The sequence below is a fragment of the Streptomyces sp. NPDC002886 genome (assembly GCF_042888445.1).
Taxonomy (GTDB): Bacteria; Actinomycetota; Actinomycetes; order Streptomycetales; family Streptomycetaceae; genus Streptomyces.
The window spans coordinates 510646-534165 of record NZ_JBIAPV010000001.1 but is presented as its reverse complement, the minus strand read 5'-3'; the positions used below and the strand labels follow the sequence as shown (position 1 = coordinate 534165).

Sequence of the window (23520 nt, the reverse complement as noted above, 5' to 3'; positions counted from 1 at the left end):
TACTTGCCTTCCGGCAACCATCCTCTATCCGTCGCCCTCCTCGCAACTGCGCCTCCCGCACCGCACGGTCCCTCACCGCTTCGAGGTCACCAACCTCAGGCCTGCATCCCGATGGGCGGACAGCGTCCAGGACGCGAGGAAATGCCGACTACCTTCACCCGCAGCCGAACCAGATCGGCGCGGCGCATGACCTCCGGCATCGCGGCGCATGACCTCCGACATCAAGGGCAGGTGATAGCGGCATGAACCCGTCTGCGGCAGCCGACAACACCCCCCGTCCGGAGCACACCATGAACGGTGCACAGCCGGCTGTTGCCACGGCGGCTTCCGCCCGCCACCGGGTCACCGAGCTCCTCACGGGCGCGGGCATCAGCCCCGACAGCGTCCCTGCCACCGACGCTCTCCTGATCACCTCGGAGCTCGTCACCAATGCCATCCGCCACGGCGGCGGCGTCACCCACTTCCACGCCGCCATCACCGACGACGCCCTCCACCTGGCCGTCAGCGACGCGAACCCCGACCACCCCTGGTCCCATCCCACGGCCTACGGCCGTCCTGGTGGCTACGGATGGCCCCTCATCCAGCTCCTTGCCGAACGCGTCGACATCACCCCCCTCCCGGGCGGTGGGAAAACCATCACCGCCACCCAGCGTTTGAAGAGCACGGACGCGACGTACGGGGCGTTCGGGACAGCCGAAAAGCAGCAGACAGGCACGCATGAGTGATGCAGAAACAGCAAAAGTAGTCGCAACAAGAATTGCTGCGTACCTCGCCGCGGTTCACCCCGACCCTCCGAACCCCGACGACCTCGCCTGGCTCATCGTCCACGCACTCAACCAGGCCGGACTCCTCGCCGGCGGCCGCCCCAGGCCCGACGCCGACGAAAGAGCACCAGGAGCGCAGCGAGTCCTGGCGCTCCCGGACCGCAACGACGGGGCGCGCGTCATCGTCTGCGCCGGTGAGTTCGACCAGCGGACCCTGCGGGCCGTTCAAGAGGCCGGCACCGCCGCCATCACCGATCCGGACATCCGGCGCATCATCCTGGACATCAGCGGCGTCACCTTCGCCGACTCCTCCATGCTCAACGAGATGTTCCGCCTCCGGCGGAGCCGCCCTCTGGTCCTCATCGGCCCGCTGCCCCATTCCCTCGCACGCGTCCTGGAGCTCACCCAAGCCCGCGCCCTGTTCCACGTCACCGACAGCATCGAAGCGGCCCTCGCCTGGGGTGGGTGAGCCAGTTCACCCGCTTGCGGGGCCCTGGAGAGGGCAGGCGCGTGAGGTGACCACAATGGACGCGAGAGTGTATTGCGGCGACGACGGCCGGTGGGCCGCCCCGTTGCCCGGACGCCTGTACGTGAACCTGCTCGGCGGCCCCCTCGACGGCCAGCTCTACGACGTCACCGACCTGTCCCCGCGGCAACGCGCGGTAGGAGCGCTCCTGATCACCGATCGAGGTCTCTTCGGACCCGGCGGCCGATCTCTGTACAGGCCCTCCGAAGCCGATCCCGGAGGCCCCTTCCTCTGGGAGGGGGACACCCCCTGAACATCGGCACTCCGCGCGGCGCGCACGGGTCCTCCTGGCGCCTCCGTGGAAGCCTGTTCCCCCCGAGCCCGACATGTCCGACACCGCGCTCACCGGCTTGTTCGGCCAAGGGGACGGCCCGGCGTCGGCGGGTCGGTGCGCCGTAAGGATTGCTCCTGCGTGTCACCGGCCGGTGACGGGCGCCGGCGCGGGATGTTCTCCCGGAGGCTCATGCCCGATGAGCCGGGAGCGCGGGGAGTCGTACCAGGTGACCGCAAGCGGTGAAACCGACCAGCCCGACGGTGCGCGGCAGTCCGCGTCGGCGAAGCCCGGCCCTGCTGTGCGCATCCCGCTCTCCAGACGGGTGCGGGAGACGGCGGACCGGGCGCGCGCCGCGGGCCCGCCGCCGGGCCCGGCCCGTCCGGGGTTCTGGCGCAGTCCTCTGCGAGGGCCGTGGCTGACCGGTGTGTTCGGACTCCTCCTGCTGGCCGGCGTCGTGATCCTGTTCGTGACGGGCCTGCTGTCGTACGCGGCGTACAACCCCGACCTCGCCGCCCGCAACGACCAGACGCCGGACAAGGGCCTGCTGTGCTTCTACCTGTTCACCTGGCCGACCTCGCCGTACTGGCTGTACCGGTTGACCCAGGGGGTGCACACCGTCCTCGGCGTGGTCCTGGTCCCGGTGCTCCTCGCGAAGCTGTGGTCGGTCATCCCGAAGCTGTTCGAGTGGCCACCGGTCCGGTCGGCCGCCCACGGCCTGGAACGGCTGTCGCTGCTCCTACTGGTGGGCGGAGCCGGGTTCACGTTCGCCACCGGGATCCTCAACATCCAGCTGGACTACCTCTTCCCCGGCTCCTTCTACGTGCTGCACTTCTACGGCTCCTGGGTGTTCATGGCGGCGTTCGTCGTCCATGTCTCCTTCCGGCTGCCGCGCGCCGTCCGGGCGGTGCGGGCCGGCGGGGCCCGGCAGCCCGCACCCGAATCGCCGGAGGCCGCCGGTCTGGTCTCCCCGAACCCGGCACCCCCGACGATCTCCCGACGCGGAGCGCTCGCGATGGTGGGAGCCGGCTCGCTGGCCCTCCTGGCGGTCACGGCCGGCCAGAGCATCGGAGGCTGGTGGCGCAAGACCGCGCTGCTGGCCCCGCACGGCCGCGACCCCGGCACCGGACCGAACGGCTTCCAGATCAACAAGACGGCGGCCTCCAGCGGGATCCGCCCCAGCGACATCGGCCCCGCCTGGCGACTGACCGTCCGCGGTGGCGGCCGCCAGGAGGTACTGACCCGAGACATGCTGCTGGCGCTGCCCCAACGGGAGGCGGATCTGCCGATCGCGTGCGTCGAAGGCTGGTCGACCCCCGACCAGCGGTGGTCCGGTGTCCGCCTCACCGATCTGGCCGCTCTCGTGGGGCTCGGCACCGACACCCCGCAGGTCCTGGTGGAATCGGCCCAGCGGGGCGGGTCCTTCTCCTCGGTGGTCCTGGCCGCCAACCAGGCGCGCGATGACCGCTCGCTCCTCGCGATGCGCGTGAACGGCGCCGACTTGTCGCCGGACCACGGCTACCCGGCCCGCGTGATCATCCCGGCGGCCCCCGGCGTGCACAACACGAAGTGGGTCACCCGCCTCACCTTCGGAGAACCGGAATGAGCACCCCACCCAAGAGCACGGCCACGGCTTCCGCGTTCCGCAGGCGCTACGGAGCCTCCCCGCTGCACCTCCTGCTCACCCTGGCCTGCTTCGCCCTGACCCTCTACGCCGGCGTCCGTCTCCTCAAGGGCGACACCATGGGCGTCGTCATCTGGTTCGTCGGAGCGGCCGTCCTCCACGACATGGTCCTGCTGCCCGCCTACTCGCTCACCGACCGCGCCGCCCAGCGACTCTTCCGGGGCCGCGGCGCGACCGACGCGGCCACGCCGAAAGCAGGCGTGAACCACCTGCGGGTCCCGGCCTTCGTCTCGGGTGTGCTGTTCCTGGTGTGGTGGCCGCTGATCCTGCGGAAGGGCGGCCACTACACCGCCTACACCGCGCTGCCCGCCGACGGGTTCCTCGCCCGCTGGCTCCTCATCACCGCCGCCCTGTTCCTCGGATCGGCGGTCGTCCTCCTCGTACGGACCTGGCTGCGCCCGCGACCACGAGCGGGCGGTTCTCCCCGTCCCGAGTGAACGCGGCGCCCCGCACCCATCCGTACGGCGCGGATCGCGGGCGTCACCACAACAGGGCGGCGGGGAGGTCCCGGGCCGGGCGGGGGCTGCCGGTCCACGAACCCCCTGACGCGAGCACGGTGTCTCCGAGGACCGCGCGGGTGGCTTCGGTGGCGATGCGGTGCCACCGGCGGGCGTCCCGGATCATCGAATGGCCGCCGCGGGGCATTGCGATGCCCAGGACCCTGGCTCCGGCCGACTGGGCGTGCGTGAGGTAGGACCACGTGTCGGCCGCCCCGGTGACACGATCGGCCCCGTCGTGCAGGGCGATGACGGTGCGACCGTGCAGATGGGCGGTGGGCTCGCCGGCCGGGCACCAGGGGGCCAGGGCGACGACCCCCTTGACCTGTGGGTCCGCCGCAGCCCGCAGTGCCGCCCGGCCCCCCATGGAGTGCCCGACGAGGACGACCGGAACGGGACCGGTGAGTGCGCGCAGTTCGTCCAGTGCCTGCCGTACGTCGGCGACCGGGTGCGCGTTCGGTCCGTTCCATCCGCGGTACCGGTAGCGGACGTGGGCGACGAGGACATCGTCGTGGAACCCGTCGCGGAGCAGCGCCGCGCCGAAGGGCCGCATCCGCAGTCCGGGCAGGTTGACACGTGATGGTGGCCCGAGGCCGTCCGCGCGGCCCCCGTGCAGGAGGAGTACCGCCGCAGTGGCTTCCTGCGGCAGGCGGTGACCGAAGACCGGGACCAGGGCCGCCGTGCTGTCTTGCGAGGTGTGGCCCAGGAGGTTCACGCCCGACCTGCCGTTCCGCGTCGAAGGGGCGGCCGGGGAAGGACGCCGCTGGTCCGGGAAGCGTATGCGGCGCCTCCGGGGCGGTCGACGCCCGTCATGACCGGTGGTCCCGCGCGTACCGGGTTCCGGGGGTGGCCGGCCCGGCCGAGCCGGCCCTGTCCGCTGGTGCTCTCGCACCTCCTTCGTCGCGGGCGCGTGTGCGGATTGGCTCTCCGCGGACAACGCGGCCGCGGTGGCGGTCGAAACCGCCGCCCGCAGCGCCCGTTCCATCCCAGCGAGAGCGACTCCTCGGAGAAGGGACCAATCCGCCGGACGGAGCACAGCGAATGGAGGGTGTGAGCACCTTCCGCAAGTCCCTCTTCCGTGGCGCACTGGGCGCCGTGTCCGGCCTCCTGGCCGGGTACACGGCCCTGGCGGTGGCAGAGGTCGTGGCATCCGTGGTGCGGCCGCAGGCCGGACCGGTGACGGTGGTCGGCGGCGCCGCCATCGACAGGACGCCCGCCGCCGTGAAGGACTTCGCGATCCGCACCTTCGGCGAGAACGACAAGCTGGTCCTCCAGCTGGGCATCCTCGCCGCCCTCGGACTCCTCGGCGTCGTCCTCGGGATCCTCTCCCTGCGCCACCGGCGCACCGGAGCGGCCGGGGTCCTCCTCTTCGGTCTCATCGGCGCGGTCGCCGCGTTGAGCCGCCCCGACACGGGAGGAATCGGAGACGTCCTGCCTTCGATGGCGGGCGCCGTCTCGGGAGCCGCCGTCCTTTACCTCCTCGCCGGAAAGCTCGCCTCCACACCTGGCGATGAGGCCGGCACCGATGGCTGGTCGCGGCGCGGCTTCCTCATCGCCGCGTCCGTCACAGCCGTCGCCGCGACCGGCGCGGGCGCCCTGGGCCGTACCCTGACCGGCCGGCGCGCCCAGGGCGCCGTCGCCTCCCGGTCCGCCGTCAAGCTGCCCGCCCCCTCCTCCCCGGCGCCGCCCCTCCCGAGGGGAGTCCAGCTGAAGGCGCAGGGCATCAGCCCCTTCACCACCCCCAACGGGGACTTCTACCGCGTGGACACCGCTCTGGTCGTCCCCAGGATCGACAGCGACACCTGGCGGCTCCGCGTCCACGGAAAGGGCGTCACCCGTTCCCGCACCTATACTTTCCAGGACCTCTTGGACCGTCCCCTCATCGAGCGGGACATCACCTTGACCTGCGTGTCCAACGAGGTCGGCGGCCCCTACATCGGACACGCTCGCTGGCTCGGCGTACGCCTGGACGACCTGCTGCGTGAGTGCGGAGTCACACCGCCCTCCAAGGGCGGCAAGGCCGACCAGCTGATCGCCCGCTCGGTGGACGGAATGACGCTGGGCTCGCCCGTCGAGGAGGTCATGGACGGACGCGACGCGATCCTTGCCGTGGCCATGAACGGCGAGCCGCTGCCGTTCGAGCACGGCTTCCCCGTCCGCATGCTCGTCCCCGGTCTCTACGGCTACGTGTCCGCCTGCAAGTGGATCGAGGACATCGAGCTCACGACCTTCGACTCCTACGACGCGTACTGGGTCAAGCGCAAGTGGGCCCGCAAGGCGCCGATCAAGACGCAGGCGCGCATCGACACCCCCAAACCCTTCGCCCGGCCCACCGGCGCGACCGTCACCATCGCGGGCGTCGCCTGGGCCCAGCACCGCGGCATCCAGCGCGTCGAAGTCCGCATCGACGACGGCCCGTGGCGGGACGCGGATCTCGCCCCCCAGGCCACCGTCGATACCTGGCGCCAGTGGTCCTACCCGTGGACGACCACCCCCGGCGGCCACACCCTCACCGTCCGCGCCACCGACGGAACCGGCCGGGTCCAGACCGAGGAACGCACCCGGACCATCCCTGACGGCGCCAGCGGTTGGCACAGCGTGTTCGTCACCGCGGGTTGACCCGCGCCCTGACCTGCCGAGAAGCAACCGGCAGCCAAGACCTTTCCTTCCTGATCAACTCTTCGCACACCAAATGGAGTTCACACATGTCCCGCACGCTTCGTTTCCGTCGTACCGCTCTCGCCGTCGCCGCCGCGGCCGTTCTTCCCTTCGCCCTGTCCGCCTGCTCCGACTCCGGAAGCGACTCCGCGTCCGGATCCTCCGCGGACAAGAGCAGCGACGTTCCCGCCGCCTCGCAGCCCGCGACGCCGGACGCGTCGATGGCCGGGGACAAGCCGTTCGGTCCGGCCTGCGCCGGGGTTCCCGCCGATGGCGCAGGCTCCTTCGACGGGATGGCCAAGGACCCGGTCGCCACCGCGGCTTCCAACAACCCGGCGCTGTCCACCCTGGTGGCGGCCGTGAAGCAGGCCGGGCTCGTCGACACCCTGAACAACGCCCAGGGCATCACGGTGTTCGCGCCGACCAACGACGCCTTCGCCAAGATCCCGAAGGCCGACCTCGACAAGGTCCTCGCCGACAAGGCCACCCTCACCAAGATCCTCACGTACCACGTGGTCGGCCAGCCGCTCACCCCGAAGCAGCTGGAGAGCGGCTCCTTCGACACGCTGGAGAAGACCAAGCTCACCACCAGCGGCTCGGGCGAGACCTACAAGGTCAACGACACCTCCAACGTGGTCTGCGGCAACGTCAAGACCGCCAACGCCAACGTCTACATCGTCGACACCGTCCTGATGCCCAAGTAACCCCCGCGCGCTGCCCGGGTGGTCACGGGTCGGACCTCTTGCCGAGGGGTCCGACCCGCAGCGGGTCGGCGGGCCAATCCTGCGGCGGTCCCGCTACGAATCACCTACGTAGAAGTTCTGCGAGGTGAGCCCCATGACCGACGAAGAGTTCGAGAACCTCCTGGCGCAAGCCCGGGCGGAGGCACGGCAGATCGTCTTTCCGGCCCCGCCGTCACAGGACGAGGCGGAGTACGCCTTTCACCCGCAGCACGCGGAATTCGGAGGGTCCGCCCACTGACGCGGACACCGCTCCGAAACCAGCCCCCGCCGGCCGCCCCGAGCGGGCCCCGTGCCTACGCGGGCAGCGCGGGGAACACGACCACCGAGCCGTCCTTGGCACGGGCGATCTCAATGGCCACGTCCGTCGTGCGGCTGTTGACCGTGACGCCGTCACCCAACTGGTGAATCCGGTGGGCCGCGCTCAGCAGGCGCTCGACTTCACCGGTCGTGAAGACCGGTCGCAAACCGTTCGGGCGTGCCAGTTCCAGTGCCGACAGCCGTACCAGGACACCGGCGATGCCCGACTCCAGTTCGTCGAGGCGCTGCTGATCGCGCTTGAGCGCGCGGGTGAAGTTCTCGAACGGATTGCCGGCATCCCTCTGGGCGTGGTCGACGGCCTGGAGGACGACCACCCGACGCTTCAGCGCGACAGCCAGGGAGGCGAGTTCGAGGTGGGCGCGGAACGCGCCGCCGTGGTCGTCGACGCCGGGGAACGATTTGGTCAACGTGCCGAGTTCGACGGCCTTGCCCTCGGGCAGTCCGTCCAGCGCGCTCTGCCATCGGGCAAGGCGGCGGTCGGCCTTGCCCAGCGCCGTGTTGATGGCGTGCACCGCCGAGTCGATTCCCAGCGAGACGCCGAGCGTGCCCTGGTCGAGCAGAATGGCAGTGGCCTTGTCGATGGCATCGCGGCAGCCGTCGAGTTCGCTGTGCTCGTCGTCGAGCTTCTCCTCCTGGAGTTGCTCCAGCAGTTTCGTGATGTGCTCGATGGCCTGCTGGCGCTTCTGGTCGGCGTGCGCGCTCACTCCCACCGCCACGGCCATGAGCACGAGCGGAGCGGCCACGGCGAGCGCAGTGCCTCCGGCGGCGGCGACACCGGCGGTCGCACCGGCGCCGCCGACCGTGCCCGCCGCTGCCGCTCCTCCGACCGGCATGAACGTCACTTTGGAGGCGATCTTGCCCGTCGAGTTCACGAGGTCACCGAAGATGGCACCGCCCGCACCACCCTTCGCCACCATCGGGCGAAGGATGCCCTGCCCCAACTGGGAGGCGACCTTCGCCGGGACCACCATGCGATACAGACACTCGCCGGAACCGGTCGCTCTGGCCACCGTCAGGGAACTGCGCGCCGATTGCGTGATGAACTGTGACAGGTGCTGCGCCAGAGGACTCGCGGCGTCGAGCGGGATGCCACGGCCGCGCTCGATCGTGGCGGGCAGCGGATGCACCTCGAGCGTGACGATCGGCTGGTCGGCCAGGACGGCCAGCACCCCGCGCAGTTCAGCCAGGCGCTCCGCCGTCATCGAGTCGCCCGCGGTCAAGCCCGGCACTTGGACATCAGTGGTCGCCAGCGTCCACACGGGCACGGTCGTCTTGCGGTCGTCGGTCATCGTCTCCCCCTCGTTCGCGGACAGCAGCCTACGTCCGACGCCGAACGCGAACGGCACATGGTCGTCCTTCGCGGATCACAGCGCCCTGGCGTCGCCCGTCGTAGGGCTCACGAATACGGCCAGGTAGCGGAACTCCCCGCCCGATCCGGTCTGTTCGGAGTACCCGTCCCAGGCCAGACGGTAAGTGCCGTCCAGAGCGCACGTGTTCTTCTGATACGTGCCGTTGGCCCACCGGAGCGTCCCGGCCAGCTCGCCCCCGGCGTGGATCCTGAACTCCTGGTCACGCGTGGGCTGGCGACCGGGCCCCGGGGCTGTCCACAGCGCCGGTTCGTTGGTCAGCATGAGGGCAAGGCCGTTCTGCTCGGTTTCCGTGCAGAAGCGTTCCAGTCGGGCTATGTCCCGGACGAAGTGGAGGCGGGCGAGGTCCGTCGCGGCATGGGATTTCAGGGAGTAGGCCTCGGCCGGGGCGCCGACCGCACCTTGCCAGCGGCGGGCCACCGCGTGGGTGCGGTCGCTGACGTCCGGTTCGGCGCGTCCCGGCTCCGCCGGACGCGATCACCTCCCGGGGTGTCCCGCCGGGCACGGGCGGCCGTGCGAACCGGCCGATCAGGAAGGGGAATTGGTGTGGCCGGTGGGGTCGGCCGGTAGCGTAGGGGGATGGATTCGGTACAGGTCAGGCCGGCGCGCGAGGAAGACCTCCCGTCGGCGGAGCGGGCCTCGGCGGTGCTGTTCTTCGAGGCCGACCAGAGCAGCAGAAGGGTCGGCGAACCGGAGATCCAGCCCCGTTCGGAATCCGGATCGAAGCAGTGGATCGAACGGATGCGGTTCTACCTGGAGATTGACCCCGCGGGGTGCTGGGTCGCGGTCGACGCGGCCGAGGACAACGGCGTCATCGGGTTCGCCATCGCGCAGAACCGCGGGCGCGTGTGGTACCTCGCCACCTACGGGGTGCTGACCCGGTACCAGGGCCGGGGCATCGGCAGGCGGCTGATGGACGCCGCCCTGGCGCACGCCGACGGCCGCCCGGGGCTGTTCTCCTCATCGGTGCACCCCGGGGCGACGCGCCGCTACCGGCGGGCGGGCTTCCTGCTCCACCCGCAGATGCGCATGGTCGGTACGGTCGACCGGTCCACGCTGCCCGTCGTCAACGGGCTCCGGGAGGGCCGGCCGGAGGACCTCGAATGGATGGATCGGCTGGACGAGCGGATCCGCGGGGCCGGCCACGGTCCCGACCACGCCTACATGCTCGAGCGCCTCAGACTCGTCGTGTCCGAAGACCTGCGCCGGCCGGGATACGCGTACGTCGACGACGAGGAGAACCGGGCCGTGCTCCTCGCCGCGGCGGAGCCGCGGACCGCCCAGGACCTGTTGTGGGAGGCCCTCGCCGCCTCCCGTGGCGACACGCTCGTCAACTGCATCACCACCGGCAACCACTGGGCGGTCGACGTCGGTCTGGCCGCGCGGCTCGACATCGGCCAAGAGGGCTATCTCGCCCTCCGGGGCATGCCCGAACCGGCTCCCTACCTCGCCAGCGGCCACTTCCTCTGACGCCCGGCGCCGGATCCTGGAGACGCGGCGGTTCCACCTGACCTCAGGCGAGGTCGCCTGCCGGGCGGGGTCCGAGACCACGACGGTCGCGGTTCCGTTCCGGTTCTCCCGGATCAGGACGGAGGCGTGACCGGCGTCGGTGGGGTCGGTGCCGCGGTCGGTGAACAGGGTCAGGTACCGGCGGGTGATCGGGTCGGCGGATCCGGAGTCGTGCAGCCGGTACGGGTCGACCGTCGGCCAGTACGCGTCGGAGTACTGCTCCCGGCCGAAGTCGCTGCCAAGATCCCGAGCTCGGTGGCGAGGTCGGACACCCGCATGCTCCCGCGTCCCGCACGAGCCGCAGCACCCTCTTGTGCCGCTCCTCCACCCGCTCCCGCATGTGATCTCCCTTGACCCCTCGGGCTGCTTCCGCCTAGCGTGATCAGGGGGCCGTAGAAAGCGCTTTCTATGCGGGGTCTTCCTTCTGCCGGAGCCCCTGTCCGCCGACGAGTCGAGCACCACCGGAAGTCACCGGAAGTCACCGAAAGAGAGCGCACACGTGAAGCCACCGCAGCCGCCGATCGCGAATCCGGTCACGTATCCGGTCACGACGCTGACCACGGACGAGGCGGGCTTCCTGCGCAACGGCCGCCCGCACCGGATCGTTTCCGCGGCCATCCACTACTTCCGGGTGCACCCCGGCCTCTGGGCCGACCGCCTGTCGCGCCTGCGCGCGATGGGCGTGAACACCGTCGAGACCTACGTGGCCTGGAACGTCCACGAGCCCAGCCCCGGCGCGTTCACCTTCGACGGGCCGAACGACGTCGCGGCCTTCATCCGGACCGCCGGTGACCTCGGCCTGGACGTCATCGTCCGGCCGGGCCCCTACATCTGCGCCGAATGGGACTTCGGCGGGCTGCCCGGATGGCTGCTGGCCGACCGCACCATGCGGCTGCGCCGCCGCGACCCCGCGTACCTGGCCGCCGTGGACGCGTGGTTCGACACCCTGGCCCCCGTCCTGGTCCCCCTCCTCGGCAGCCGGGGCGGGCCGGTGGTGGCGGTGGGCGTCGAGAACGAGTACGGCAGCTTCGGCAACGACACCGGCTATCTGGAGCACCTCCGCGACGGCTTGGTCCGACGCGGCATCGACTGCCTCCTGTTCACCACCGACGGCGCCGACCACGGGTTCCAGCTCGGCGGCCGCATCCCCGGTGTCCTGACCACCGGTACCTTCGGCTCCCGCCCCGAGAGCTCGCTCGCCACCCTGCGCACGTACCAGCCACAAGGACCGCTGGTCTGCGTCGAGTACTGGCACGGCTGGTTCGACCACTGGGGCGAGCCGCACCACACGCGCGACCCGGAGGACGCCGCCGCCACCCTGGACAGCCTGCTCGCCGCGGGCGCCTCGGTGAACATCTACATGGGACACGGCGGCACCAACTTCGGCTGGTGGAACGGCGCCAACCACGACGGCACCACCTACCAGCCCGACGTGACCAGCTACGACTACGACGCCCCCGTCGGCGAGGCAGGCGAACTCACCCGGAAGTTCCACCTCTTCCGCGAGGTCATCGGCCGCCACACCGCCCCCGTCACCCATGAACTCCCCGCTCCGCCCCCACGCGTGGTGCCCCAAGTGCTCTCCGTGGACGGGCGCGTCTCGCTCGCCGACTCCCTGGACGCGCTGTCCAAGCCCGTGCACCACGTCGAACCGCTGACCATGGAGGAAGCCGGCCAGTCACTGGGCCTGATCCACTACCGGACCCGCCTGCGGGGACCCCTGCCCGAATCGGCCCTGCGCATCGACGGGCTCGCCGACCGGGCCCAGGTCTTCCTGGACGGGCGGGAGATCGGGCTGCTGGAACGGGACGAGCCGTCGGCGGCGCTGACCGTCGCCGTGCCCGACGGGGGAGCGGAGCTCGACATCCTGGTGGAGAACCAGGGGCGGATCAACTACGGCCCCCTGCTGGCCGATCGCAAGGGAATCCGCGACGGAGTGAGGCTGGACAACCAGTACCAGTTCGGCTGGGAGATCAGGCCACTGCCCCTCGACGACCTGACGGGACTCGCGTTCGGCCACGGAGAGTTCGGCCACGGAGAGTTCGGCCACGGCGAGCTCGCCGACGGCCCGTCCTTCCACCGTGTCACCGTCGAACTGGACTCCGCGGCGGACGCGTTCATCGCCCTCCCCGGATGGACCAAGGGCATGGTCTGGCTCAACGGCTTCGCCCTGGGCCGGTTCTGGGAGCGCGGCCCGCAGAAGACCCTGTACGCACCGGGCCCCCTGTGGCGCGCCGGCGAGAACACCCTGGTGATCCTCGAACTCCACCGCCCCGGGACCACCGTGGAACTCCGCGACGCACCGGACCTCGGCACGGAGGCGCCCGCGCCCATTCCGGTCTGGTAGCCGGGCCGGCGGCGTGCGAGCCCGGCAGGGCCGGATGGGCCAAGGCTCACCGGCCTGCGGCCGTGTCGCCGCCGGAGGCGGTGGGGGCCCTGCCATGGTGGGCCACCGCGTCCGTCTTCCCCGGGAGGTACCTCCGTGTCCCGACGCCCGCACGGCCACTCCGGTCGGATCCGTCCGTCGCTGCGCCTGGCCGCCGCCACCGCCGCGTGCGGCGCCCTGCTCGCCGTCACCGTGCAGCCCGCCCAGGCCGGCGCGGACCGCAATCCGCCTCCCGGGGCCGCGCTCCACCAGGAGCTGCGGGAGCTGGTCGAGCGGCCCGACGGGCCCCCGGGGGTCATCGCCGTCCTGCGCGACGGCGACCGTACGGAGGTCTACCGGGCGGGCGTGGCCGACGTGCGGAGCGGCCGGCCGCCGCGAGCCACGGACCACATGCGGATCGCCAGCGTCGCCAAGGCATTCAGCGGAGCGGTGGCCCTCGCCCTGGTCGACCGAGGCCGGCTGCGGCTCGACGACACGATCGGCGAGGTGCTGCCCGGACAGCCGGAAGCCTGGCACGAAGTGACGCTCCGTCAACTGCTGAACCACACCAGTGGATTGCCGGACTACTCGTCCTCCCAGGGGTTCATCGACATCATCTCCGAGGACCCCCGTCACCGCTTCGACTCCCGCCGCCTGCTGGACTTCGTCGCCGACGAGGACCTCGGCTTCCCGCCGGGCAGCCGCTACGCCTACTCCAACTCCGACAACATCGCCGTCGCCCTCATGGCCGAGGCCGCCACCGGACGCCGGTACGAGACGCTGCTGCGCGAGCTGGTCTACGAGCCGCTGGGCCTGCGGGCCACGAGCCTGCCCCAGGGCTACCGGCTGCCCACCCCCTTCCTGCACGGATACCAGATCGATCCGGACGAGGGGCCCATCGACGTCAGCGAGGCCGTGAGCGCCTCGGGAGCCTGGGCGTCCGGAGGGATCGTGTCGACCCCGAAGGACCTGACCGCGTTCATCAGGGGCTACGCGGGCGGCGCCCTCGTCTCGGAGCGCACCCGGCGCCAGCAGTTCCGGTTCATCCCGGGAGCCCTGTCCCAGCCCCCCGGCCCCGGCCGCACCGAGGCGGGCCTGGCGATCTTCCGCTACACCACCCGCTGCGGAACGGTCTACGGCCACACCGGCAACACGGCCGGTTACACGCAGCTCGTCGCGGCCACGGCGGACGGCCGGCGCTCGCTGACCTTCTCGATCACCACGCAGACCTCCCTCACCATCGATCCGGACCTGCTCGAACAGGTCCGGGAGGTCCAGGAGGACTTCGTCTGCGCCCTGCTGCGCAAGTGAGGCCGCGCAGGTGAGGCTGTGCGCCCGCGCTTCCCGCGGGTGCGCGCTTCACCCCCATGGGGGAAGCTGGGAAGACCCCGCTGGTGCCGGTGCCGGGCAGAGCGGCAAGGGCAAGGAAGGTCTTCCGTGAACGTTTCCGCAGGTGACCGCCCCGCACACACATCCCGGCGCACGGTGCGGACGGCCACCCTGCTGTGCGCGGTGGCGGCGGTGACGGCCGCCGTGCTCCCGGCCTCCGCGGCCGTCTCCCCACGCACCGGCGCCGGGATCGCCCACCCGGCCCGGGACCCGGCCCAGGATCCCGTCGTGGTCGTCGACTGCTCCTCGCAGGCCCAGATGCGCCCGACCGAGTACATCCTCGCCTGTGGCGACGGGAACAACCGGCTCGTCGGGCTCCGCTGGAACACCTGGGGTCCGGCCAGTGCCACGGCCACCGGCACCGACATGGTCAACGACTGCCGCCCGTACTGCGCGGCCGGCCGCTTCCGCGCCTACCCGGTCACGGTGACCCTGGGCGCGCCGCAGCCCTGGCCCGAGCACCCCGACCTCCGGCGCTTCACCACGATCCGGCTCCTCTACACCGACACCGCACCGGAGCCCGTCTCCAAGGACGTGACCTACAAGCTGGTGTACTGACGCGAGCCCCGGGCTCCCCACGGATACGGTCGGCGGCATGGACCTTGATCGACAAGGGTGGAGCCCGACCCTGCTGAGCGGGGCGGTGTTCGCCGTCTGCATGGCCGGCACCACGCTGCCGACCCCCCTCTACGGGCTCTACCAGGAGAAGTTCGGCTTCTCCGCGCTGATGGTGACCGTGGTGTACGCCGTGTACGCCTTCGGCGTGATCGGCGTCCTGCTGCTGGCGGGCAACGCCTCCGACGTCGTGGGCCGCCGGCCGGTGCTGCTGGCGGGACTGGGCTTCGCCGCGGCGAGCGCCGTCTGCTTCCTGTGCGCTGACGGGATGCCCTGGCTGTACGCGGGACGGCTGCTGTCCGGTCTGTCCGCCGGCCTGTTCACCGGGGCCGCCACGGCGTACGTGATGGAGCTGGCACCACCCGGCGGCGCCTCACGGGCCACCTTCGTCGCGACGGCCGCCAACATGGGCGGACTGGGCTGCGGCCCCCTGCTCGCCGGGGTCCTCGCGCAGTACGCCTCCTGGCCGCTGTACCTGCCGTTCGTGGTGCACCTCGGGCTCGTGGCGGCCGCGGCCGTCGTCCTGCTGATCCTCCCGGAGACCGTGCGCGAGCGCCGGCCGCTCAGCACCGTGCGACCGCAGCGGCCCGCGCTGCCCCCGCAGGTGCGGGCGGTGTTCGGGCCGGCCGCGACCGCCGCGTTCGTGGGCTTCGCCCTGTTCGGGGTGTTCACCTCCGTCAGCCCGGCGTTCCTCGCCGAGTCCCTGGACGTGCACAACCGGGCCGTCAGCGGGCTGGTGGTCGCCCTGGCCTTCTTCGCGTCCACCGCCGGGCAGCTGGCCGTCGGCCGCGTCGGGGTCGAGCGGTCCCTGCCGCTGGGGTGCGCCGTGCTCCTCGCCGGACTGGCGCTGCTCGCGGGCGCGCTGTGGTGGGACCTGCTGGCGCTGGTGGTGCTGAGCGCACTCGTCGGCGGGCTCGGGCAGGGGCTGGCCTTCCGCGGGGCCCTGTCCGCGGTGGCCGGGGCTTCTCCCGCCGACCAGCGGGCGGCCGTGATCTCCACGCTGTTCCTGGTGGCGTACACGGGCATCTCGCTGCCCGTGATCGGGGTGGGCCTACTGGAGGGCCCCCTCGGGCTGGAGGGCGCGGGACTGGTGTTCATCGCCTGTATGACGGTGCTCGTGCTGGCCGCGGCGGGCTACCTGCTCAGGCGCCCGGCGCGGGCCGCCGCGAACTGAGCCCACGGAGCCACCCGGGCCCGGCCCGGCCGCCGGCGGCGTGTGCGCCCGCGAGGACTCACGCGCTGCCGGCGACCGTGGGGTACGGCACCTCGGCAAGGGTGTTCGGGACCGCCCAGTGCCGGTCCTGCTCGAAGGTGCGGAGCAGGTCCGCCGCGACGCTCACCGCGATCGTGGCGGGCTCCTTGCCCGTGATCTCGGTCAGTCCGATCGGGCTCGTGATCCGGTCGATGGTGCCGGCGTCATGGCCGCCCTCCGTGGCCAGGCGCTGCCGGAACCGCGACCACTTCGCGGACGAGCCGATCAGTCCGATCGAGCCGAGACCGTCGGTGCGCAGGGCGGCGTCGCACAGCGCGGCGTCCTCGGCGTGATCGTGCGTCATGATCAGCACGTGGGTGCCGGGCGGCAGCTCCCCGAGCACCGTCTCCGGCAGCAGCGGGGTGTGGTGGACGTGGACCTGCGCCATCGCGTCGGCCAGCACACCGAGCCGCTCCTCGGTCAGCATGTCGGGGCGGCTGTCGACGAGGTGCAGGTCGAGGTCCTGACGGGCCAGGATCCGGGCCAGTTCCAGCCCGACGTGCCCGATGCCGAAGACGGCCACCGCCTGGACCACCGGCAGCGGTTCGAGCAGCACCGTGACGGCTCCGCCGCAGCACTGCACGCCGTGCCGGCTGGTGACCTTGTCGTTCAGGGCGAACTCCATCAGCTCCGTCTCCGGATCGGCCGCGCCGCACAGCTCGCGCGCCCGGTCGATGGCGACGGCCTCGATGTTGCCCCCGCCGATCGACCCCCAGGTCTCGGTCCGCCCCACGACGAGCTTGGCACCGGCCCGGCGGGGCGCGTGGCCGCGCACGGTCGCGACGGTCACGAGCACGCCGGGTTCCCGGCGTGCCCGCAACCGCGCGACCGCGGCGACCCAGCTCATGTCAGACATTGCTCAAGGCGCTTGCTTCGGCACCGGCACGGGCACCGGCATCGGCATCGGCGAGGACTCCGTTGCCCGCGGAGGCCGGCCCGCCCCGGCGGGCCCCTTCGATCGCCCAGTACACCGCTTCCGGCGTGGCCGGCGAGGCGAGCTCCACGCTGATTCCGGCGGGCCCGAACTCCGCGGCCGCCTGCCGCAGGGCCTCCCGGACCGAGAAGGCCAGCATCAGCGGGGGCTCACCGACCGCCTTGGAGCCGTAGACCGCGCCCTCCTCCGTGGCGTTCTCCATCAGCCTGACGTTGAACTCCTCGGGCATCTCGGAGAAGCTCGGCAGCTTGTAGGTGCTCGCGGCCTGGGTCAGCAGGCGGCCGCGGTTCGGGCCGTCGCCGGAGTCCCAGCGCATGTCCTCCAGCGTCAGCCAGCCCGCGCCCTGGACGAAACCGCCCTCGACCTGACCGATGTCGATCATCGGCGAGAGGCTGTCGCCGACATCGTGGACGATGTCCACGCGCCGGATCCGGTACGCACCGGTGAAGCCGTCCACTTCCACCTCGGTCGCGGCGGCCCCGTAGGAGAAGTACTTGAACGGCGAGCCGTGGAACGCCTTCGCGTCCCAGTGCAGGCCCTCGGTCCGGTAGAAGCCGGCCGCCGAGAGCTGGACCCGCTGGAAGTACGCGGTGCGGACCAGGTCGTCCCAGGCCAGCTCCTTGTCGACGCCCAGGGCGCGTGCGACGCCCTCGACGATGCGCACGTCCGAGGCGTTCGTACCCAGCTGCGTGCCGGCCACCTGGAGCAGCCGCTCGCGGATCTGCTCGCAGGCGTTCTTCACCGCGGCGCCGTTGAGGTCCGCCCCCGCACTGGCGGCGGTCGCCGAGGTGTTGGGCACCTTGTCGGTGCGCGTCGGGGCCAGCCGTACCTTGTGCAGCGGGATGCCGAGCGTGGTCGCGGCCACCTGCAGCATCTTGGTGTGCAGGCCCTGACCCATCTCGGTGCCGCCGTGGTTGATCAGGACGGAGCCGTCCTTGTAGACCAGCACCAGCGCACCGGCCTGGTTGAAGGCGGTGAGGTTGAAGGAGATGCCGAACTTGATCCCGGTCATCGCCAGCGCCCGCTTGGTGTGCGGGTGCGCGGCGTTGAAGGCCGCGATCTCGCGCCCCCGGTAGGCCAGGGCGGCGTCCTCCCGGACCTGCTGCCAGATGGCGGAGATCCGCTCGGGGTGGGGGACCGGCTGCCCGTACGGCGTCGACTGGCCCTGCCGGTAGAAGTTGCGCTCGCGCAGCTCCATCGGATCCAGGCCGAGCAGCGGCGCGCACCGGCCCATGATGTCCTCGATCACCAGCATGCCCTGGGGTCCGCCGAAGCCGCGGAAGGCCGTGTTGGAGACCTTGTTGGTCTTGGCGATGCGGCCGGCGACGCGGGCGTTGGGGATCCAGTAGGTGTTGTCGATGTGGCAGAGCGCGCGGGCCACCACGGGCTCGGACAGGTCCAGGCTCCAGCCGCCGTCGGCGGTCAGGGTGGCGTCCAGGGCCTGGATGCGGCCCTCGGCGTCGAAGCCGATCTTCCACGTGGCGTGGAACCCGTGGCGCTTGCCGGACATGGTCAGGTCCTGGGTCCGGTTGAGCCGTACCCGGACCGGCCGGCCGGTGAGCTTGGCGCCGAGCGCGGCGACCGCCGCGAACCCGTGCGGCTGCATCTCCTTGCCGCCGAATCCGCCGCCCATCCGCAGGCACTGCACGGTCACCTCGTGGCTGTGCAGGCCGAGTACGTGGGCGACGATCTCCTGGGTCTCCGAGGGGTGTTGGGTGCTGCTCTGGACGAACATCTGCCCGTTCTCGTCCAGGAGGGCGAGCGCCGCGTGCGTTTCGAGATAGAAGTGTTCCTGGTCGGAGAACTGGAACTCCCCGGTGAACACGTGCGCGGAGTCCTCGAAGCCGGCGTCGACGTCACCGGTCTCCATCCGGGGCCGGGCGCCGTGGAAGCTCTCGCTCTCGATCGCCTCCCGCAAGGTGATCACGGAGGGCTGTTCGTCGAGTTCCACCTCGACCGCCGCCGCACCGAGCCGGGCCGCCTCCACGCTCTCGCCCAGGACCCAGGCGACCGCGTGGCCGTGGAACATGACCGTGTCGGGGAACAGCGGTTCGTCGTGCTTCATCCCGGCGTCGTTGACGCCGGGCACGTCGGCCCCGGTCAGTACGCGGACCACGCCCGGCACGGCGAGCGCGGGCTCGGTGCGCAGCGCCGTGATCCTGCCGTGGGCCTTCATCACCTGGACCGGGTAGGCGTGCAGGACGTCCTTGGTGCGGTGGATCAGGTCGTCGGTGTAGAGCGCCGCTCCGGTGACGTGCAGGTTCGCACTCTCGTGCGGCATCGACAGACCGACGACGGGCTTTTCGGGACGCTCGGACAACTGGGTCATGACGACACCGCCTCGGTGGTTCGCGCGTACAGCTTGTTCAGGCTCTGGCCGAGCATCGCGGAGCGGTAGAGGGCGCTGGCGCGGTGGTCGTCCATCGGGGTGCCCTCGGCCCGCAGGACCCGGGCCGCGGCCTCGACGGTCTCGGCCGTCCAGGCCTTGCCCTCGAGGGCGGCCTCGGTGGTGAGGGCGCGGATCGGGGTGGCGGCCACGCCGCCCAGGCCGATGCGCGCCTTGCGGACGATCCCGTCCTCGATGTCGAGGGCGAAGGCGACCGCCACGCTGGAGATGTCGTCGAAGCGCCGCTTGGCGATCTTGTGGAAGGCCGTGACGGGCGACAGCGGCAGCGGGACGCGCACCGCGCGGATCAGCTCGCCGGGACGGCGCACGCTCTGCCGGTAGCCGGTGAAGTAGTCGGCGAGGGGGACCTCGCGCTCGCCGTCGGCGCCGGCCAGCAGCAGCGAGGCCTCCAGCGCGAGCAGCACGGGCGGGCTGTCGCCGATGGGGGAGCCGGTACCGAGGTTGCCGCCGAGGGTCGCACTGTTGCGGATGAGCCGGGACGCGAACTGCGGGAACAGTTCCGCCAGGAGCGGGACGCTGCCGTCGAGGCGGCGTTCGATCTCGGTGAGCGTCTGAGCCGCTCCGATCTCGATGTGATCGGACTCGACGCGCAGCTCCCGCAGTTCGGGCAGCCGGTCGACGGCGACCACGCAATCCGCCCGGCGGGAGCGGATGTTGACCTCGACGCCCCAGTCGGTGCTGCCGGCGACCACCACGGCCCCGGGCCGCTCGCGCAGCAGCCGCACCGTCTCCGCCAGGGTGCCGGGGCGCAGGAACGCCCTGTCGTCCTGGGTGTATTCGGTGGCGGCGGCCTCCGGCGGGGACTGTTCGCGCCGCTGCGCCAGGACATCGTCCTCGGCGGGCGCGCCCACGGCGAACGCCGCGTCACGGATGGGTCGGTAGCCGGTGCAGCGGCAGAGGTTCCCGCTCAGCGCGTGCAGGTCGAAACCGTTCGGACCGTGCTCGGAGTCATGATCCGTGTCCGCTGCCGCGGCCGGGTCCCCCGTCGCGTCGGCGTCCGCGTGTGCGCAGCGGTCCGGCCGGTAGTACTCGGAGGCCATGCTGCAGATGAACCCCGGTGTGCAGTAGCCGCATTGGGAGCCGCCGCGGACGGCCATCTCCTCCTGTACGGGGTGCAGCGCGGTGGCCGTACCGGACGCGTCGACGGTGGCGAGGCCCTCGGAGGTGACGACCTCCTGACCGTCGAGCGCCAAGGCCGGAACCAGGCAGGCGTTGACCGCCACCCAGTCGGTGGGCTTGTTCACCCCGGGCCGGGCCACGAGCACCGAACAGGCGCCGCACTCACCCTCGGCGCAGCCCTCCTTGGTGCCGGTCAGGCCGCGGTCGCGCAGGAAGTCCAGCACCGTGGTGTGGGCCGCTGCCGGAGCGATCGGTGTTTCTTTCCCGTTGACCGTGATGCGCGCCGCTACCACGGTACGTCCCCGTTTCGGGGCGCGGTCGATCGGACTGTCCTAGTCGCCATGTGCAGGAGCTTTCTCGTTGTGGTCGCGGCTCGATGACCGGCAGCGCGACAAATCGGCACGCAACGAAGTGCCGTAAGAGTGGCAGGAGTGGTGAAGGAGATGGTGGTACGAACAACCCCCGGGGCCACGAGAGGGCACGCCGGGGAAGGGCCGATTCAGCAGCCGTGTGCTACGCGACCCGGAGCCCAAGCGGTCTGGTGGGTGAGGCGAAGCGGTACGGAGATGGTGGACATCCGGCTTCGCCCCCTTCCAGTGGCTCACGAGTTGGTGCGGTAGAAGTTACGTGCCGACGGTTGATCGGTCAAGCATCAAAGGGGACGATTCACTGAAGACCGCTGCTCGGGCGGGCCCCCTTTTCGTACGCGGAACCAGTGGCATAGTCGCGGTAGGACGGCGGCGGAAGGCCGCGGACGAGCAGGCGGGGGCGGAGCAGTGGCTACGGACACGGGAGCGTTCGAGGAGATCACCACCGAGGGGGAGCTGAGCGAGATCCTCGGCGAGCCGACCGCGGTGGCCCTGGGCAAGGAACGGCGGACCCTCCACGAGCATCACGCGCGGTGGCTCGAGGCCTCCCCGCTCTGTCTGATTTCCACTTCCGGCGCCGACGGCACCTGCGACGTCTCGCCCAAGGGCGACCCGGCCGGCTTCGCCAAGGTCTTGGACGACACCACCCTCGTGATCCCGGACCGCCCCGGAAACCGCCGGGCGGACAGCTTCCGCAACATCCTCGCCAACCCCCACGTCGGCCTGCTCTTCCTGATCCCGGGCCGCGGGGACTCCCTGCGCATCAACGGCCGGGCCCGCCTGCTGCGCGACGCGCCCTTCTTCGACGAGCTGACGGTCCAGGGGCACCGGCCCACCCTCGCCCTCCTCGTGGAGGTGGAACAGGCCTACTTCCACTGCTCCAGGGCCTTCGTGCGCTCCGCCCTGTGGAAGCCGGAGACCTGGAACCCGGAAGCCGCCCCTTCCCGGGCGAGGATCTCCAAGAGCCTGGAGCGCACGCACGAGCCCCTGGAGGAGCTGGAGCGCTACTACGGGCCCTCGTACGACGAGAAGAACATGTACATCTGACCGGACGGTCCGGCTGTGCCGCCCCGGCTGGAAATCGTTGGTCCGGCGATCAAACCCCCTGAGGGGCAGGATCACCGGAAGGAAGCAATGGCAACGTTTTTTCAAGGTCGATCAGTGATCTCCGCCGTTACGGTTCCCCGGGATCTGGACGGACGCCCAGGCGTTCGTCCTGCTTTCCCGCTGAGGAAGCCGATGAAGGAGAGCTCGACCGATGACCGTTGACACCAGCCCGGAAGCGCAGCTGGATCCGCCCAAGCAGTCCAGCCTGGGCACGTCGGCCGCCCGCAACCTCGCCACGACGACCAAGTCCGCCCCGCAGATGCAGGAGATCACCTCCCGCTGGCTGCTGAGGATGCTGCCCTGGGTGGAGACCAAGGGCGGCGCCTACCGGGTGAACCGCCGGCTGAGCTACACCGTCGGCGACGGGAGCATCGAGTTCGTCCAGGACGGTGCCCGGGTCCAGGTGATCCCGCGCGAACTCGGCGAACTCGCCCTGCTGCGCGGCTTCGACGACGAGGAAGTGCTGACGGCGCTCGCCGGCCGCTGCGTCCAGCGCGATTTCCGTGCCGGCGAGGTGCTGGTCGAGCGGGGCGCCGCCGCCGAGCAGATCCACCTGATCGCCCACGGCCGGATCAGCCAGACCTCCGCCGGCAAGTACGGTGACGAGGTCTCCGTCGCGGTGCTCGCCGACGGCGACCGGTTCGGCGAGAACGCCCTGCTCGACTCCGACGCCCGATGGGACTACACGGCCACCGCCGAGACCCCCGGCACCCTGCTCACCCTCTCCCGCGCCGACTTCGCCGGCATCGTGTCCCAAGCGCCGCACCTCCAGGAGCACATCCAGCGGTTCAGCTCGCTGCCCCTGCAGCGGCAGAACAAGCACGGCGAAGCCGAGATCGCGATGTCGGCCGGCCACACCGGCGAGGCCGAACTGCCCGGCACCTTCGTCGACTACGAGTCGAAGCCGCGCGAGTACGAACTCTCCATCGCCCAGACCGTCCTGCGGGTCCACACCAGGGTCGCCGACCTCTACAACGGGCCGATGAACCAGACCGAGGAGCAACTCCGGCTCACCATCGAGGCGTTGCGCGAGCGCCAGGAACACGAGCTGGTGAACAACCGGGAGTTCGGGCTGCTCCACAACGCCGCCTTCAAGCAGCGGATCCAGACCCACTCCGGCCCGCCCACCCCGGACGACATGGACGAGCTGCTCTGCCGCCGCCGCGGCACCAAGCTCTTCCTCGCCCACCCCCGCACGATCGCGGCGATCGGCCGGGAGATGAACGCCCGCGGCCTCTACCCGGACCACGTGGACGTGGGCGGACAGCAGGTCCCGGCCTGGCGCGGGGTCCCGATCCTGCCCTGCAACAAGATCCCCATCACCAAGGAGAACACCAGCTCCATCCTCGCCATGCGCACCGGCGAGGACAACCAGGGCGTCATCGGACTGCGCCAGACCGGCCTGCCCGAGGAGTACGAGCCCGGCCTGTCGGTCCGTTTCATGGGCATCGACGAGAAGTCGATCATCTCCTACCTCGTCACCACCTACTACTCCGCCGCGATCCTGGTGCCCGACGCCCTCGGCGTCCTGGAGAACGTCCAGATCGCCCGCCGCAGCGACTGACCGGCCGGCGGACCCGTACGACGACGGCCCGGAGTCTCCCGGGCCGGCCGAGCGCGCCCGGGA

At 71.2% G+C, this 23520-nt stretch carries 21 protein-coding genes; 15 read left to right on the top strand and 6 right to left on the bottom strand.

Features of this window, described 5'->3' with window-relative positions:
* The first annotated feature begins 290 nt into the window (after positions 1 to 290).
* From ACFYYB_RS02355 to ACFYYB_RS02335, 5 genes are all read left to right on the top strand, one after another.
* Entirely contained in the window at positions 291 to 725 is a 435-nt protein-coding gene (locus ACFYYB_RS02355) for an ATP-binding protein (RefSeq protein ID WP_389432767.1), read from the top strand.
* Positions 718 to 1233, top strand: a complete 516-nt coding sequence (locus tag ACFYYB_RS02350) for an STAS domain-containing protein (protein ID WP_389432766.1) — start codon at positions 718 to 720, stop codon at positions 1231 to 1233. Before ACFYYB_RS02355 ends, ACFYYB_RS02350 begins: the two co-directional genes overlap by 8 nt.
* A gap of 55 nt (positions 1234 to 1288) precedes the next feature.
* On the top strand, positions 1289 to 1543 hold the full coding sequence (locus tag ACFYYB_RS02345; protein ID WP_389432765.1) for a hypothetical protein: 255 nt from the start codon (positions 1289 to 1291) through the stop codon (positions 1541 to 1543).
* 325 nt (positions 1544 to 1868) lie between these two features.
* Positions 1869 to 3167 (top strand): molybdopterin-dependent oxidoreductase, encoded by a 1299-nt coding sequence (locus ACFYYB_RS02340; RefSeq protein WP_389433447.1) that lies wholly within the window; start codon positions 1869 to 1871, stop codon positions 3165 to 3167.
* Positions 3164 to 3682: a hypothetical protein gene (locus tag ACFYYB_RS02335; protein ID WP_389432764.1), complete on the top strand. Its 519-nt coding sequence runs from the start codon at positions 3164 to 3166 to the stop codon at positions 3680 to 3682. Before ACFYYB_RS02340 ends, ACFYYB_RS02335 begins: the two co-directional genes overlap by 4 nt.
* A gap of 43 nt (positions 3683 to 3725) precedes the next feature.
* Here ACFYYB_RS02335 and ACFYYB_RS02330 read toward each other — a convergent pair whose 3' ends face one another.
* Complete coding sequence (locus ACFYYB_RS02330) at positions 3726 to 4457, bottom strand: alpha/beta fold hydrolase (protein WP_389432763.1); 732 nt, start codon at positions 4455 to 4457, stop codon at positions 3726 to 3728.
* A gap of 326 nt (positions 4458 to 4783) precedes the next feature.
* On the opposite strand from ACFYYB_RS02330, the gene ACFYYB_RS02325 reads away from it, so the two are divergent.
* The 3 genes from ACFYYB_RS02325 (at position 4784) to ACFYYB_RS02315 (ending at position 7381) form a co-directional block, all read left to right on the top strand.
* Positions 4784 to 6361, top strand: coding sequence for a molybdopterin-dependent oxidoreductase (locus tag ACFYYB_RS02325; RefSeq protein ID WP_389432762.1), 1578 nt, complete (start codon positions 4784 to 4786; stop codon positions 6359 to 6361).
* An 86-nt stretch (positions 6362 to 6447) separates the two neighbouring features.
* The gene (locus ACFYYB_RS02320; RefSeq protein WP_389432761.1) at positions 6448 to 7104 is read left to right on the top strand and encodes a fasciclin domain-containing protein; all 657 of its coding nucleotides are present in this window, start codon (positions 6448 to 6450) and stop codon (positions 7102 to 7104) included.
* Between the two features lie 133 nt (positions 7105 to 7237).
* Positions 7238 to 7381, top strand: coding sequence for a hypothetical protein (locus ACFYYB_RS02315; RefSeq protein ID WP_389432760.1), 144 nt, complete (start codon positions 7238 to 7240; stop codon positions 7379 to 7381).
* Between the two features lie 55 nt (positions 7382 to 7436).
* Here the strand turns inward: ACFYYB_RS02315 and ACFYYB_RS02310 are convergent, their stop codons facing one another.
* Together ACFYYB_RS02310 and ACFYYB_RS02305 are read right to left on the bottom strand one after the other, a co-directional pair.
* Complete coding sequence (locus ACFYYB_RS02310) at positions 7437 to 8750, bottom strand: hypothetical protein (protein ID WP_389432759.1); 1314 nt, start codon at positions 8748 to 8750, stop codon at positions 7437 to 7439.
* A gap of 75 nt (positions 8751 to 8825) precedes the next feature.
* A complete protein-coding gene (locus ACFYYB_RS02305; RefSeq protein ID WP_389432758.1) occupies positions 8826 to 9248 on the bottom strand; it encodes a hypothetical protein in 423 nt (140 codons plus the stop codon).
* A 159-nt stretch (positions 9249 to 9407) separates the two neighbouring features.
* Between ACFYYB_RS02305 and ACFYYB_RS02300 the strand changes: the two genes are divergently transcribed.
* The 5 genes from ACFYYB_RS02300 to ACFYYB_RS02280 all read left to right on the top strand — a co-directional run bounded on the left by ACFYYB_RS02300 (position 9408) and on the right by ACFYYB_RS02280 (position 15880).
* Entirely contained in the window at positions 9408 to 10298 is an 891-nt protein-coding gene (locus ACFYYB_RS02300; protein WP_389432757.1) for a GNAT family N-acetyltransferase, read from the top strand.
* Between the two features lie 538 nt (positions 10299 to 10836).
* On the top strand, positions 10837 to 12684 hold the full coding sequence (locus ACFYYB_RS02295; RefSeq protein WP_389432756.1) for a beta-galactosidase family protein: 1848 nt from the start codon (positions 10837 to 10839) through the stop codon (positions 12682 to 12684).
* A 135-nt stretch (positions 12685 to 12819) separates the two neighbouring features.
* On the top strand, positions 12820 to 14013 hold the full coding sequence (locus ACFYYB_RS02290) for a serine hydrolase domain-containing protein (RefSeq protein WP_389432755.1): 1194 nt from the start codon (positions 12820 to 12822) through the stop codon (positions 14011 to 14013).
* A 126-nt stretch (positions 14014 to 14139) separates the two neighbouring features.
* On the top strand, positions 14140 to 14649 hold the full coding sequence (locus ACFYYB_RS02285; RefSeq protein ID WP_389432754.1) for a hypothetical protein: 510 nt from the start codon (positions 14140 to 14142) through the stop codon (positions 14647 to 14649).
* Positions 14650 to 14686: 37 nt separating this feature from the next.
* A complete protein-coding gene (locus ACFYYB_RS02280; RefSeq protein WP_389432753.1) occupies positions 14687 to 15880 on the top strand; it encodes an MFS transporter in 1194 nt (397 codons plus the stop codon).
* A 58-nt stretch (positions 15881 to 15938) separates the two neighbouring features.
* Here the strand turns inward: ACFYYB_RS02280 and xdhC are convergent, their stop codons facing one another.
* Genes xdhC through ACFYYB_RS02265 form a run of 3 tightly spaced genes read right to left on the bottom strand, consistent with a single transcriptional unit; the run spans position 15939 to position 20711 of the window.
* Positions 15939 to 16805 (bottom strand): xanthine dehydrogenase accessory protein XdhC, encoded by an 867-nt coding sequence (gene xdhC / locus ACFYYB_RS02275; RefSeq protein ID WP_389433446.1) that lies wholly within the window; start codon positions 16803 to 16805, stop codon positions 15939 to 15941.
* A gap of 1 nt (position 16806) precedes the next feature.
* Positions 16807 to 19221 (bottom strand): xanthine dehydrogenase molybdopterin binding subunit, encoded by a 2415-nt coding sequence (gene xdhB / locus ACFYYB_RS02270; protein WP_389432752.1) that lies wholly within the window; start codon positions 19219 to 19221, stop codon positions 16807 to 16809.
* Entirely contained in the window at positions 19218 to 20711 is a 1494-nt protein-coding gene (locus ACFYYB_RS02265; RefSeq protein WP_389432751.1) for a xanthine dehydrogenase small subunit, read from the bottom strand. The genes xdhB and ACFYYB_RS02265 overlap by 4 nt, the downstream gene beginning before the upstream one ends.
* A gap of 483 nt (positions 20712 to 21194) precedes the next feature.
* On the opposite strand from ACFYYB_RS02265, the gene ACFYYB_RS02260 reads away from it, so the two are divergent.
* Positions 21195 to 21833, top strand: coding sequence for a pyridoxamine 5'-phosphate oxidase family protein (locus ACFYYB_RS02260; RefSeq protein ID WP_389432750.1), 639 nt, complete (start codon positions 21195 to 21197; stop codon positions 21831 to 21833).
* Between the two features lie 211 nt (positions 21834 to 22044).
* Positions 22045 to 23457: a family 2B encapsulin nanocompartment shell protein gene (locus ACFYYB_RS02255; RefSeq protein WP_389432749.1), complete on the top strand. Its 1413-nt coding sequence runs from the start codon at positions 22045 to 22047 to the stop codon at positions 23455 to 23457.
* Positions 23458 to 23520: the final 63 nt, after the last annotated feature.

Bases quoted from the DNA above. Each gene is read 5' to 3' on its own strand.
- ACFYYB_RS02345 (WP_389432765.1), top strand. From the start codon at position 1,289: ATGGACGCGAGAGTGTATTGCGGCGACGACGGCCGGTGGGCCGCCCCG.
- xdhB (WP_389432752.1), bottom strand. From the start codon at position 19,221: ATGACCCAGTTGTCCGAGCGTCCCGAAAAGCCCGTCGTCGGTCTGTCG.
- ACFYYB_RS02310 (WP_389432759.1), bottom strand. From the start codon at position 8,750: ATGACCGACGACCGCAAGACGACCGTGCCCGTGTGGACGCTGGCGACC.
- ACFYYB_RS02350 (WP_389432766.1), top strand. From the start codon at position 718: ATGAGTGATGCAGAAACAGCAAAAGTAGTCGCAACAAGAATTGCTGCG.
- ACFYYB_RS02355 (WP_389432767.1), top strand. From the start codon at position 291: ATGAACGGTGCACAGCCGGCTGTTGCCACGGCGGCTTCCGCCCGCCAC.
- ACFYYB_RS02320 (WP_389432761.1), top strand. From the start codon at position 6,448: ATGTCCCGCACGCTTCGTTTCCGTCGTACCGCTCTCGCCGTCGCCGCC.
- ACFYYB_RS02280 (WP_389432753.1), top strand. From the start codon at position 14,687: ATGGACCTTGATCGACAAGGGTGGAGCCCGACCCTGCTGAGCGGGGCG.
- ACFYYB_RS02255 (WP_389432749.1), top strand. From the start codon at position 22,045: ATGACCGTTGACACCAGCCCGGAAGCGCAGCTGGATCCGCCCAAGCAG.
- xdhC (WP_389433446.1), bottom strand. From the start codon at position 16,805: ATGAGCTGGGTCGCCGCGGTCGCGCGGTTGCGGGCACGCCGGGAACCC.
- ACFYYB_RS02335 (WP_389432764.1), top strand. From the start codon at position 3,164: ATGAGCACCCCACCCAAGAGCACGGCCACGGCTTCCGCGTTCCGCAGG.
- ACFYYB_RS02325 (WP_389432762.1), top strand. From the start codon at position 4,784: ATGGAGGGTGTGAGCACCTTCCGCAAGTCCCTCTTCCGTGGCGCACTG.
- ACFYYB_RS02300 (WP_389432757.1), top strand. From the start codon at position 9,408: ATGGATTCGGTACAGGTCAGGCCGGCGCGCGAGGAAGACCTCCCGTCG.
- ACFYYB_RS02315 (WP_389432760.1), top strand. From the start codon at position 7,238: ATGACCGACGAAGAGTTCGAGAACCTCCTGGCGCAAGCCCGGGCGGAG.